At 52.1% G+C, this 12,337-nt stretch carries 13 protein-coding genes; all 13 read right to left on the bottom strand.

Annotation, left to right across the window (positions count from 1 at the left end; genetic code table 11):
- Positions 1-12: 12 nt before the first annotated feature.
- Complete coding sequence (locus KFE80_00945) at positions 13-810, bottom strand: undecaprenyl-diphosphate phosphatase (protein ID UTW45530.1); 798 nt, start codon at positions 808-810, stop codon at positions 13-15.
- A 16-nt stretch (positions 811-826) separates the two neighbouring features.
- The gene (gene tsaB, locus KFE80_00940; protein UTW45529.1) at positions 827-1,525 is read right to left on the bottom strand and encodes a tRNA (adenosine(37)-N6)-threonylcarbamoyltransferase complex dimerization subunit type 1 TsaB; all 699 of its coding nucleotides are present in this window, start codon (positions 1,523-1,525) and stop codon (positions 827-829) included.
- 83 nt (positions 1,526-1,608) lie between these two features.
- Positions 1,609-2,472, bottom strand: coding sequence for a hypothetical protein (locus tag KFE80_00935; protein ID UTW45528.1), 864 nt, complete (start codon positions 2,470-2,472; stop codon positions 1,609-1,611).
- 10 nt (positions 2,473-2,482) lie between these two features.
- Positions 2,483-2,725 carry a hypothetical protein gene (locus KFE80_00930; GenBank protein UTW45527.1) on the bottom strand — a complete coding sequence of 81 codons (243 nt, stop codon included), beginning with the start codon at positions 2,723-2,725 and terminating at the stop codon, positions 2,483-2,485.
- Positions 2,726-2,767: 42 nt separating this feature from the next.
- On the bottom strand, positions 2,768-3,421 hold the full coding sequence (gene adk, locus KFE80_00925; protein ID UTW45526.1) for an adenylate kinase: 654 nt from the start codon (positions 3,419-3,421) through the stop codon (positions 2,768-2,770).
- Positions 3,422-3,836: 415 nt separating this feature from the next.
- A complete protein-coding gene (gene mazG, locus KFE80_00920; GenBank protein UTW45525.1) occupies positions 3,837-4,655 on the bottom strand; it encodes a nucleoside triphosphate pyrophosphohydrolase in 819 nt (272 codons plus the stop codon).
- On the bottom strand, positions 4,655-6,907 hold the full coding sequence (relA, locus tag KFE80_00915) for a GTP diphosphokinase (protein UTW45524.1): 2,253 nt from the start codon (positions 6,905-6,907) through the stop codon (positions 4,655-4,657). Before relA ends, mazG begins: the two co-directional genes overlap by 1 nt.
- Positions 6,907-7,638 carry a DNA repair protein RecO gene (recO, locus tag KFE80_00910; protein ID UTW45523.1) on the bottom strand — a complete coding sequence of 244 codons (732 nt, stop codon included), beginning with the start codon at positions 7,636-7,638 and terminating at the stop codon, positions 6,907-6,909. Before recO ends, relA begins: the two co-directional genes overlap by 1 nt.
- Positions 7,639-7,669: 31 nt before the next feature.
- Positions 7,670-8,590, bottom strand: a complete 921-nt coding sequence (era, locus tag KFE80_00905; protein ID UTW45522.1) for a GTPase Era — start codon at positions 8,588-8,590, stop codon at positions 7,670-7,672.
- A gap of 7 nt (positions 8,591-8,597) precedes the next feature.
- A complete protein-coding gene (gene rnc, locus KFE80_00900) occupies positions 8,598-9,284 on the bottom strand; it encodes a ribonuclease III (GenBank protein UTW45521.1) in 687 nt (228 codons plus the stop codon).
- Positions 9,285-9,307: 23 nt separating this feature from the next.
- Positions 9,308-9,700, bottom strand: a complete 393-nt coding sequence (locus KFE80_00895) for a DUF4845 domain-containing protein (protein UTW45520.1) — start codon at positions 9,698-9,700, stop codon at positions 9,308-9,310.
- Between the two features lie 39 nt (positions 9,701-9,739).
- On the bottom strand, positions 9,740-10,507 hold the full coding sequence (gene lepB, locus KFE80_00890) for a signal peptidase I (GenBank protein UTW45519.1): 768 nt from the start codon (positions 10,505-10,507) through the stop codon (positions 9,740-9,742).
- 26 nt (positions 10,508-10,533) lie between these two features.
- A complete protein-coding gene (gene lepA / locus KFE80_00885) occupies positions 10,534-12,333 on the bottom strand; it encodes a translation elongation factor 4 (GenBank protein UTW45518.1) in 1,800 nt (599 codons plus the stop codon).
- Between the last annotated feature and the right edge of the window lie 4 nt (positions 12,334-12,337).

Raw genomic sequence — 12,337 nt, 5'->3', positions numbered from 1 at the left:
AGTTACCTGCCTTTAGCCCAGCGCAATGTAGAGCAGCACTCCACCGAGAGCCAGGCGGTACCACACAAATGGCATCATCCCTACTCGCTCTATCCAGCGCAAAAACAACGCAATGCAGATATAGGCGGTAATACCAGAGAGTAAAGCGCCAATGCCAATCTCCAACCACGGGGTATTTGTTTGCCCCAGCAACTCAATGGTTTTTAAGCCACCGCTCAGCAAAATCACTGGAATGGACAAAAGGAACGAAAAACGCGCCGCTGTCACCCGATTAAAGCCCATGGCCAAAGCGGCTGTCATGGTAATTCCCGAACGGGAGGTGCCGGGAATTAACGCCAGTGCCTGGGCAGCACCGATACAGAGAACAGAGCGCCAGCTTAGCTGACTTATATCGCGATTTTCACTGGCCCGACGATCTGCCAGGCCCAACAACACCCCAAAAATAATGGTAGTGGCCGCAATGACCAATACGGAGCGCAGGTGCGCCTCAATGAAGTCCCCCAACAGTAAACCGCACAAACCCACTGGTATGGTACCTAGCACAATGTACCAACACAGGCGGCTTTCAGGGCTGTGCTGGCCACGGGTAACACTGACAAAAAATGCTGAAATTAACTCAGCCAAATCCCGACGAAAATAGATGACAACCGCTGCGAGAGAGCCAACATGCACCGCCACATCAAACGCCAGACCCTGATCTGGCCAACCGAGAATCTGGGAAGGCAGGATCAAATGCGCCGAGCTGGAGATGGGTAAAAACTCCGACAGACCCTGTACAACGGCCAACACAATCGCTTGGAAAATATCCACTGTTATCACATCCTAATTATTGCGTTCTCAAACGCTGCCGCTTTTTCCAGGAAACCGTATCCCTGAGATAGGTTAGCTGTGCCTGCTCCACTGGCACTGCTTGCCCGTTGTTGAATCCTTCACTGGCCAAAGTAAGTACGTCCACTGCCTGCGGAAACAAACCCTCGTAAACGTGTTGAGGGCTCAGGGGAAATTGCTCTGCCAGATGCCACCCCTCTCCTACACCAACCAGATTCGCGTCGGAAGCTCCCTGGCCGACCTGTTGTGGCGCAGTAAGGCAGTCGTCAATCACAGCTTCTGGCACAGAACCGGATTCAAGCTGATAAAGGCCCCAGTACACTTCTCCCATGCGAGCATCAAACGCGGTGAGCAGCTGTGTTTTTGCCGACAGCGACAGCTCACGCTGAGCGGCTAAAGCCAGTGTCTGCAAGGTGGATACACCAATAACCGGCAAATCGCAGCCAAACGCCAAGCCCTGAACCACACCAAAACCAATGCGCAGCCCAGTGAATGAACCCGGGCCAGCGGTGTAGGCAATAGCGTCCAGCTGCGCTGGCGAGATACCCGCATCAGCCAGCAACTTATCCACCATAGGTAGCAACAAACGCGTGTGTGAGCGCGGCTCTACTGAGATTTCCTGATAGCTGTGCCCTTTCCACAAAAGAGCTGCCGAGCAGGCTTGGGTAGAGGTCTCAATGGCAAGTAAGGCAGACAAAAAAATCCCCCGATAACAATTACCGGGGGATTCTAACGGTTTGGCGCTTTGAAAAGAACGCCAACGGCGGATATAACCGCTATTTACTTCTTCTTGGCTGGGCGTCCACGCTTGGCGGGCGCCTTTTTAGCTGGTGCTTTTTTGGCAGCAGTCTTCTTGGCTGGTGCCGCTTTTTTCACAGCAGCGGCTTTAGCAGGGCGACCGCGCTTAGCGGGTGCCTTTTTAGCCGGCGCTTTTTTGGCAGCTGGTGCCTTCTTGGCTGGAGCTGCTTTTTTAGTCGCAGTTGCGGCTTTGGCAGGACGACCGCGTTTGGCCGGCGCTTTTTTGGGTGCTGCAGCTTTTTTGGCTTTAGCCGCTGCCTGGCGAGCAATGCTTTTGGCGCTTTGCTCTGCCTTCTTTTCAGCCGCTTTTACACTGGCGTTGGCTTTTTTCTCTGCCGCCTTCACCTTTTTGGCGTCAGCTGCGTTGCGAGTTTTCTCCCAGCGAGCCGCAAACTTCTCAACTGCCGCTTTCAAGTCTGCCTTGCTCTTGGCTGCCAGACGTTTTTCCAGTTGCGCCACTTTTGCAGCAGACTTTTTCTCTATCTCTGCAACTGTTGCTTTTGCCTTGGCAACTTTGGCGTCAACTTTGGCTTGGTTTACTTTGTCGCGCAGGCCAGCGGCTGTCGCCGCACCGGCTTTAACATCCGCACGGGCTTTTACCAGCGCCGCTTCGCGAGCTTTAGTGGCTTTCTGTGCAACTTGAGCACGTAGGGTTTTTACTTTCGCGCGTGCCTTGGTGAGACTGGCAGTGTGCGTTTTCAGTTCCTTCTGAGCAGCGGCAAGCACCCTGTTCGCTGCCACTTCTGGTGCAACGGCTTTGGCCGGAGCTTTTTTAGCGGCGGGTTTGCGTGCAGGCTTTTTTGCTGCTGGCTTTTTGGGGGAAGTTTTTTTAGCGGCTGCTGCCATTTTTTTCTCCTCAGAACTTGTAAAAATAATACGTGTCGGCAAAGAACAACCCGACAGCAAACGGAATAAAAATTACCACCGCTCGGGCTTGACTAAAGTTTAAGGAATATTTTTTATATTTCCAGCAAAAAGGGGGCCTATATCGCAAAAAAGCACTCTTTTTTTTGCTTTTTTTAAAAAACATGCCGCTTTTTATTGAAACCGGCTCAATTAATTTTTTATGGGCCAAAATAATTTCATTTTTTTCGCTCATAAAAAAAGGCCCCATATGGGGCCTTTTTCAATTTTTTTACATTTACGACAGCACGTCGACAATCCGTTGCTGAACCTCTGGCAGTCCGCCAATGCCGTCTACTTTTCCATAGGCTGGAGCGGTTTCCGGATTTGCAGAGCGCAGCTGTTGATAAAAATCCACCAGTGGTTTGGTTTGCTCATGGTAAACAGAAAGTCGGTTGCGAACGGTTTCTTCGCGATCGTCTTCGCGCTGAACCAAAGACTCACCGGTTTCGTCATCCATGCCTTCCTGTTGTGGCGGATTGTGAACAACGTGGTAAACACGGCCAGAGGCCTCGTGCACGCGACGACCACTGAGGCGAGACACAATTTCATCATCGGCAACAGAAATCTCCACCACATGGTCAATGGGAATGCCAGATTCGGCCAGTGCTTCCGCTTGTGGAATAGTGCGAGGAAAGCCGTCGAACAGGAACCCGTTGGTGCAATCCGGTTGTGCAACACGATCTTTGACCAGCGCAATAATCAAATCATCGGATACCAACCCACCGGAAGCCATAACGTCTTTTACCTGAAGGCCAAGCTCGGTGCCGGCCTTGATCGCAGCCCGCAACATATCACCGGTGGAGATCTGTGGGATGCCATACTTTTCGGTAATGAATTTTGCCTGAGTGCCTTTGCCAGCACCTGGCGGGCCAAGCAGGATAACGCGCATAGTCTTTCCTCTTTAAAACCCTGAGTTTGTTAAAAACCTGGGCATTTTGGTGTTTGCTAAAAAGGCGCGATATTACTCCCATTGCCCCGCTATCACAACTATGGCGGGGGCTGTAGCACTGACGCTGTCAGGCACTGGATCAGTACTACCAGGGTCTGTTGACGTTTCATATCCACCACTGTTGGCGGCTGAAAAGGCGTCCATCTAGGCGCGAGGAATGCGGTTTGGTCATTCCAAATGATTGACGAGCAACAACGAGGGGCGCCTTTTAAGTCCCAACCCGCAGGGCTGAGGCTATTTTGCAGCTCCACTGCGTTGTAAATCGCTGATGTAGAATGACTACACGGCACTCTTTACGTCTTGTTGAGCGCAAAAATCGCTCTCAGCAGAGGTGGATATGAAACGTCAACAGACCCTAGGGAGTTTGCCCTTTCGCACGCTCCCACAATTGATCCATTTCATCCAGCGACAGCTGTTCTACTGAGATACCCTTTTCCGACGCTACAGACTCGATAAAATGAAAGCGTTGCTCAAATTTGCGTGTTGTGGCTCGCAGAGCGGTTTCACAATTCACCCCCAAGTGGCGTCCCAAATTGATGCAGCTGAACAACAAATCACCCAATTCTTCGGCAATGGCTTCAGTATTTGCAGACTGTTGCGCAGCCGTTAGCTCATCCGCTTCTTCTTTAATTTTGTCTACCACACCGGATGCATCTGGCCAATCAAACCCGATTCCAGAGGCGCGTTTCTGAATTTTCTGGGCACGAGTCACCGCGGGCAGCCCTACCGGTACATCATCGAGTACGCTGTGGCGACCCTTGGCGCCGCGCTCTTGTTTTTTCAGCGCCTCCCAAGACTGTTTGATGTCCGCTTCCTTAACGTCATGGTTCACATCTCTGCGGCTGGCCAATGTGCCTTCCGGGAATACATGAGGGTGGCGGAAAACCAATTTTTCCACCAGCGAAGACACCACATCGTAAAAATCAAAGCGTTGCTCTTCGCGGCCCAACTGGCTGTAAAAAACCACTTGAAATAATAGATCCCCCAGCTCTTCTTTCAGGTGTTCATAATCACCCCGCTCAATGGCGTCTGCCACTTCGTAAGCTTCTTCCAGGGTGTGGGGCACAATGCTGCGATAGTCCTGCTTTAAATCCCAAGGGCAGCCATCCACAGGGTCTCTCAATCGCGCCATTAGATAAAGCATGTCATTGAGGTCGTAGCCCGTCGCCGCCATTATTCACTCACTCTTTTAATATCGATTAAATTCGCCAGCTGACGCAGTTTCGCCATCACTTCACTCAATTGTTCCAAGCCAGTTACTTCCAAGTTCATCTCCACGGAAAACACCAAATCGCCATCATGGGTTTTGCGGTGAGCGGACAAATCCACAATCTGCGCTCCGATGCGATCGAGCACTGCAGATATATCCCGCATCAGGCCAGAGCGCTCGTAAGCCATGGCTTGAATAGTCACCGGATACACTTGCTGAGGCGCACCGCCCCACTGCACTTGAATAACCCGCTCCGGCTCATCGCTTTGCAGGCGCAGCAGATTACCGCAATCGGCACGGTGCACACTGACCCCCCGGCCCTGAGTGATATAACCACTGATGGCATCACCGGGTACTGGGTTACAGCACTGGGCCATGTGCGAAAGCAGGTTGCCAACACCGTGGATATAGACATCCGACTGCTGATAACGACTGGTACCTTGTGAGCGTTTGATGGCGATAAAGTCACTATCGTCATCGGTGTCCAGCTGCATCTGAACCGCATTGAGAAATTGCACCAGGCTGACATCACCAGCCCCAATCGCCGCGTAAATGCCCTCTTCTCCCTGTTTGTTAAAACGGGCGGCCAGAGGTTCGAAGTCGAGATCGCTAACCCCCAGCTGTTTTAGCTCACGATTGACCATGGCCCGACCAGCCTGTGTATTTTTGTCCCGATCTTGGTGGCGGAACCATTGCTGTACTTTGCCCCGGGCACTGGCGGTGTGCAGATACCCCAACGACGGCAACAACCAATCGCGACTGGGGGACTCTTTGGAGCCGGTGAGGATGGTGACCTGATCGGATGTTTTCAAGGGGCTGTTTAGCGGCAGCATGCGGCCATTCACTTTGGCACCCCGGCAACTGTGGCCAACCTGGGTATGAATTCGGTAGGCAAAATCCAGAGCGGTGGAGCCCTGAGGCAGATCGATCACATGGCCTTCGGGAGTAAACACATAAATGCGGTCGGGCTGACTTTCTGTTTGCAATAAATCCTGAACTTCCTGGCCACCTTCAATTTCTTCGTGCCACTCCAGTACCTGGCGTAACCAAGCTACTTTTTCTTCGTAACTGTCTGCAGTGGATTTCTTATCGCTGCCTTTGTAGCGCCAGTGAGCACAAACCCCTAACTCGGCTTCTTCGTGCATTTCGTGGGTGCGTATCTGCACTTCAAGCACTTTGTTGTGAGGACCAATGACTGCGGTATGCAGGGAGCGATAACCGTTTTCCTTCGGCGAGGCGATGTAATCGTCGAACTCATGGGGGACATTGCGCCATAGAGAATGGACAATCCCCAGTACGCCATAGCACTCTGCCTGGCTGTACACCAAAATACGCACAGCGCGAATATCGTACACTTGGGAAAAGCTAATTTGCTTGCGCTGCATTTTCCGCCAAATACTGTAAATATGTTTGGCGCGGCCGTTAATTTCTGCCTCAATACCCGCATCGGCCAATTCACGGTTGAGCGTATTCAGTACATCATCGATAAATTCCTGACGGTCCATGCGGCGCTCATCCAGCAGCTTGGCGATGTGCTTGTACTCTTCAGGCTTGAGGTAACGAAACGCCAGATCTTCCAATTCCCACTTCAAGTGGCCAATGCCAAGGCGATGGGATAAAGGCGCATAAACATCAAAAATTTCCCGAGCCACGCGAATGCGTTTTTCCGGTGACGCACGTTTGACCACGCGAATGGCACAGGTACGCTCGGCTATTTTGATCAGTGCCACACGAACATCGTCGATCAACGACACTAACATCTCGCGAACTTTGGCCGCCTGCTGGCCGCGTTCGAGACCAAACACCCGGTCACCGGAGTCGTTGCGCAAGGTACTGATAACCGCCATTTGCAGAACATTACCAATCAACTGGGAAACCGTACTGCCGAAGTACTTTTCCACCACCCGCAATGGCACTTTTTCTTCACGCACCGAGCGGTAAATCAGCGCCGCCATCAGACCCGCACAATCCAGGTGTAAGTCAGCGAGGATATCTGCCATTTCCAAGCCCGTGTGTAAGCTACTGGTTCCTGGCGCCAACGCTTTGCTGTCATCCTGGTGTTGCTGTTCAAGCTGCTGGATAAATTCACAAGCCCGCAACAGCTCCTGACTTTCTGCAGGCTCCAAGCGCGCCTTTTCGGCAAGCCGTTCTACCCAGTGGCCGATATCAATGTCGCCACTGTGATGTAACGGGTGATCATCGCGAATTTGAACCATCAGGTGTCATTCTCACTATCGATTTTTCGGGCCTGGCGAAACAGTTCACGGCTTTGTAGTGGCTTGTCCCCAAGGTGGGGGGCCAAAGCAGTTCGCAGCAGGCGTTTGGCAGTGTGCAATATGCTGGCATCGCTATATTCTGACCGTGCGATGGCTAGTAAATGCCCGCCATCATAAAGAGTTTTGGCCGTATGAGTGCGTGGATCGTACTCGCTGAGTAAACCAAGCTGTGGGGAGTATCCGTAACTTCTGCCGGGTTTCACCGGCTCACAGGTATCCGCCGTTGTATCCAGCACCAGTTCGTAGCCCAAAGATTGCAACAGGGTCAGCTCAAACTGGCGCAGCAACGGTTGCAGTTCACAGTCGCCCGCCAGGCTGTGCAATAACCGGCTGTATTGGTGAAAAACCGCTTGATGGGCATCCTGTTCCGGGAGTGTTCTCAGCAACAATTCATTCAGGTAAAAACCGGTATACAGTTGCTCCCCCTGTAAGTGTATGGGGTAGCCATCGGACTCGGCACCGTACAGGCTTTTTAATTCACCACGCCCACCCCAGCCAACGGAAAGCTGCACAAAAGGAAACAAGGTGCCGCGGCCTTTAGCACGCCCTCTACTGCCTTTGGCCACAGCTCGTATACGGCCGTAGTTAAAGGTAAACAGCTCAACCAACTGGCTAGTTTCCCGGTAAGGGCGAGTATGCAATACGTAGGCGGGTTCGGCTTCAACCCTCATTTGGTTCTCTCCGGGCTATCTCAAGCGCGGCTTATTCGTCGCGAAAGCCAAGACTGTGCAATGCGCGTTCATCATCAGACCAGCCACTGCGCACTTTCGCCCACAGCCGAAGCATGACTTTTTCATCAAACAGGGTTTCCATATCCTCGCGAGCCTGCTGACCAATTTTTTTGATGCGGTCGCCTTTGTCGCCGATAAGGATTTTCTTCTGGCCATCCCGTTCCACCAAAATCAACGCACTGATGTGGAGCACTGTTTTACCATTGCGGCCCTGCTCACGACGAAACTCTTCAATTTCCACCGCCACCTGATAGGGCAACTCCGCCCCCAGCTGGCGAGTAATTTTTTCGCGCACCAGCTCCGCCGCCAAAAAGCGTTCGGTGCGGTCGGTAATTTGATCTTCGGGAAAGTAATAATCGCCTTCCGGAATGTGTTTATTGATTTCAGCTTCCAGCACATCCAGGTTATGGCCATGGAGTGCAGATACTGGAACAATGGCCGCGGGCTTGAGCTGCTGTTCCAGCTGCTCAAGCCAGGGCAACATGGCTTTTTTGTCGTCCACCCGATCTACTTTGTTCAGCGCCAGAATAATCGGCGAACGCACTTGTTGTACCTGATCCACGACCGCTTGATCCGCCTCGGTCCAAGTAGTGCGATCCAATACCACAACCACCGCATCTACATCTCGCACCGCACTGCTGGCAGCGCGGTTCATATAGCGGTTGATGGCTTTATCCTGGTTGGTGTGCATGCCGGGAGTATCCACAAAAATCAGCTGCGTGTTGCCCTCGGTTTTAATGCCGAGCAGATTGTGGCGAGTGGTTTGAGGTTTGCGCGAGGTAATACTGAGTTTTTGCCCCATCAGATGATTGAGCAGTGTGGATTTACCCACATTGGGACGACCAACAATGGCCACAAAGCCACATTTTTGAGGAGTATCCAAATCAGACATAGTGTTTTCAGGGCTGTAATTTTTGCAAAGCCAGCTCGGCAGCGCGTTGCTCGGCTTTGCGACGATTGGAATCGGTAGCTGTTACGGGGTCTGACAATAAGCCAACCCGACAGCTGACGGTGAATTGTTGATTGTGCGCCTCACCGCTCACGGTTTCTACCTCGTAATCCGGCAAAGCTTTGCCGCGAGCCTGAAGAAATTCCTGCAAACGGGTTTTGGCGTCTTTGGCGCTATTTTCAAGATCGCCATTATCGAGCAACAGCTGCAAACGCGGTTGCAACCACTGCTCGATACAGGTTCTCGCGATTTCCAGGCCCGCATCCAGGTAAATGGCACCGATAATGGCTTCTACGGCATCTGCCAATATGGAGTCTCGGCGGTTACCACCGCTTTTGCGTTCGCCACCGCCCAAATTCAGGTGTTCGCCCAGCTCCAGCTGCCGGCCCACCTCTGCCAGGGACGTGCCCTTTACCAGTGAAGAGCGCACCCGGCTGAGGTCACCCTCTCTGGCAGCGGGAAAATGGCGGTACAAATACTCGCTGACTACGGTACCCAATACCGAGTCCCCCAGAAATTCCAGGCGCTCGTTATTATGGCTGCCACAGCTGCGGTGAGTCAGTGCGAGGTCGAGTAAGCGTTGATCGGCAAACGAATGGCCGAGGCGGTTAAGCAAGCGTTGACGGGCGATATCCATGGAGGGTCAAAGTGAGCCGTAGGCTACTTTTTGTTGTCGTCTCCGCTGTCGATTTTATGGCTAAAACGAACCACTACATCGAGATTACCCAGAAATTCCACGCGTTTTTCGTAATCCAGAGAAAGTACTACGCTGTTGCTTTTGCGGTCTATCTTGATTTGTTTGGTGGAAATATCGCGCACCCCGTCGACGGTAAAATAACGGCTGATCTGGCTGCGAATTTCGCTGTTGGACATGCGGGTAAGGTCATCGTCTTGCAGCTTTTTCAGGGAGCTGCCCACAAACGAGTTATCCAGATACAGTGGACCTACCCGGAATGCACAAAGCAGGAAGAACGCGACAATACCGATAATTAACAAAAGTCCAAGGCTGGACATGCCCCGTTGGTGTTTGTGTGTGAGTGCTGCATTATTCATGGTGCTGCCTCCTTCCATTTTTTGTTATTTTGCCGATATCTATTGAATAGAACGGGCCTGACTGAAGTCGGGCCAGCTAAAGAACTGGTTCCAGTGCATCCATACTGCCACTGCTTTGCCAACGATATTTTGCTCCGGCACCGCACCCCAACCACGGCTGTCATTACTGTTATCGCGGTTATCACCCACCATAAAATAATGACCTTCCGGTACCTTGGCGGCAAACGCAAAACTCACAGAGTGGTTGGGATTCGGGTATTTGATCCGTTGCACAACGTGCTCAACCCCGCCAAGATTTTCCAGCTGCACCACACATTCATACAACCCCAAGTGTGAACAGGTATCGTTATTCACCGGAATATCCCGATACTCGGATTGCGTCATTTCCTGACCATTCACAAACAATACACCACGGCGTACTTCCACCGTATCACCGGGCAAACCAATCACCCGCTTAATATAATGCTGTTTTTTGTGTGGCGGAATAAACACCATCACATCGCCGCGTTCTGGCTCGCCAATGTCCACCACTTTAGTACCGCTTACCGGCAACCGCAATCCGTAAGCGTATTTATTCACCAGGATAAAGTCGCCCACTTTCAGGGTGGGAATCATGGAGCCCGAGGGAATTTGAAACGGCTCAAACAAAAAAGAGCGCAACACCAGCACCAGGGCCACCACCGAAAACAACGAGCCCAGAAACTCTATGACATTGCCAGCAAACTCTACCTTGAGTTTGTGAAGCACCCAGCTGATGCCGGTAATAAAAAAGGCAGCAACCAAAATGATTGAAAAATCGAAATCCATTATGCGTTATCCACTATAAAAGTTTGTTAACCGTCAGTTTTCAAAACGGCCAGGAAGGCATCTTGAGGAATTTCCACATTGCCCACCTGTTTCATGCGTTTTTTACCCGCTTTCTGCTTCTCAAGCAGTTTCTTCTTCCGCGATACATCGCCACCATAGCACTTCGCGGTGACATTTTTGCGTAACGCCTTCACAGTCGTGCGGGCAATAATATGCCCCCCCAGCGCCGCCTGAATGGCCACATCAAACATCTGGCGGGGAATCAACTCTTTCATTTTCTCGGTAAGCACCCTGCCCTTGGACTGAGCCAGGTCACGGTGCACGATCAACGCCAGGGCATCTACCTTGTCGCCATTAATCAACACATCCATCTTCACCAGTGGTGCAGCCTGGAAGTGAGAAAAGCTGTAATCCAGGGAGGCAAAGCCACGGCTGACGGATTTGAGGCGGTCGAAAAAGTCCATCACCACTTCGCTCATGGGCAAGTCGTAGCTGATTTGCACCTGACCACCCACAAACTGCATATCCTTCTGCACACCACGCTTTTCCACACACAGTGAAATCACATTACCCACGTAATCCTTGGGCACCAGAATATTGGCTTCACAGATAGGCTCGCGCATTTCGTCGATTCGGCCAGGATCAGGCAATGCCGACGGACTGGATACCTGTACCACCTCGCCATCACTTTGAACCACTTCATAGACCACGGTGGGTGCAGTGGTAATCAGGTCGAGATCGTATTCCCGCTCCAGACGCTCCTGGATAATCTCCATATGGAGCATACCCAGGAAACCGCAGCGGAAGCCGAAACCCAGAGCGTCGGAGGACTCCGGCTCAAAAAACAACGAAGCGTCGTTGAGGGTGAGCTTGGCCAGTGCCTCACGAAAATCTTCAAAATCGTCAGAGCTCACCGGGAACATACCCGCATATACCTGGGGCTTCACTTTCTGGAAACCGGGTACGGCTTCCACATCCGGGCTCTGTTGGTGGGTGATGGTATCCCCCACCGGCGCGCCGTGAATGTCTTTAATTCCGGCCACTACAAAACCCACTTCGCCAGCTTTTAGCTCACCGGTTTCGTGGCGCTTGGGGGTGAACACACCGATGCTGTCCACCACATGGGCTTTGCCCAGAGTCTTGGTGATAATGCGATCTTTTTTACGCAGGGTGCCCTGTTTGACCCGCACCAACGAGACAACACCCAGATAGTTATCGAACCAGGAATCAATAATCAGTGCTTGCAAAGGAGCATCCAAATCTCCTTCCGGCGGCGGCACTTTGGTGACCAACTCTTCGAGGACGTCTTCAATGCCCAAACCAGATTTGGCACTGCAACGCACCGCATCAGTGGCGTCGATGCCGATAATGTCCTCAATCTCTTCACTTACCCGCTCTGGTTCTGCCTGGGGCAAATCCATTTTGTTGAGAACCGGAATCACTTCCAGGCCCTCAGCAATAGCGGTGTAACAATTGGCCACAGATTGCGCTTCCACACCCTGAGCCGCATCCACCACCAGCAAGGCACCTTCACAGGCGGACAAAGAACGAGACACCTCGTAGGTAAAGTCCACATGCCCCGGGGTATCAATAAAGTTGAGTTGGTAGGTTTTGCCGTCTCGGGCAGTGTAATCCAGAGTCACGCTCTGGGCCTTGATGGTAATGCCCCGCTCCCGCTCGATATCCATGGAATCCAGCACCTGAGCGGCCATTTCACGCTCGCTAAGACCACCGCACACCTGAATAAACCGGTCAGCAATGGTGGATTTGCCGTGGTCGATATGGGCAATGATGGAGAAGTTACGAATATGGCTCAGGTCTGACACGTGT

The sequence above is a fragment of the bacterium SCSIO 12696 genome, assembly GCA_024397955.1.
Classification (GTDB): domain Bacteria; phylum Pseudomonadota; class Gammaproteobacteria; order Pseudomonadales; family Porticoccaceae; genus SCSIO-12696.
This window is presented reverse-complemented; position numbering and strand designations above follow the sequence as displayed.

Excerpts from the sequence above, each read along its gene's own strand:
- KFE80_00895 (UTW45520.1), bottom strand. The coding sequence starts at position 9,700 with ATGAATAATGCAGCACTCACACACAAACACCAACGGGGCATGTCCAGC.
- relA (UTW45524.1), bottom strand. The coding sequence starts at position 6,907 with ATGGTTCAAATTCGCGATGATCACCCGTTACATCACAGTGGCGACATT.
- recO (UTW45523.1), bottom strand. The coding sequence starts at position 7,638 with ATGAGGGTTGAAGCCGAACCCGCCTACGTATTGCATACTCGCCCTTAC.
- KFE80_00935 (UTW45528.1), bottom strand. The coding sequence starts at position 2,472 with ATGGCAGCAGCCGCTAAAAAAACTTCCCCCAAAAAGCCAGCAGCAAAA.
- lepB (UTW45519.1), bottom strand. The coding sequence starts at position 10,507 with ATGGATTTCGATTTTTCAATCATTTTGGTTGCTGCCTTTTTTATTACC.
- adk (UTW45526.1), bottom strand. The coding sequence starts at position 3,421 with ATGCGCGTTATCCTGCTTGGCCCGCCAGGTGCTGGCAAAGGCACTCAG.
- mazG (UTW45525.1), bottom strand. The coding sequence starts at position 4,655 with ATGGCGGCGACGGGCTACGACCTCAATGACATGCTTTATCTAATGGCG.
- rnc (UTW45521.1), bottom strand. The coding sequence starts at position 9,284 with ATGGATATCGCCCGTCAACGCTTGCTTAACCGCCTCGGCCATTCGTTT.
- KFE80_00930 (UTW45527.1), bottom strand. The coding sequence starts at position 2,725 with ATGAGCGAAAAAAATGAAATTATTTTGGCCCATAAAAAATTAATTGAG.
- era (UTW45522.1), bottom strand. The coding sequence starts at position 8,590 with ATGTCTGATTTGGATACTCCTCAAAAATGTGGCTTTGTGGCCATTGTT.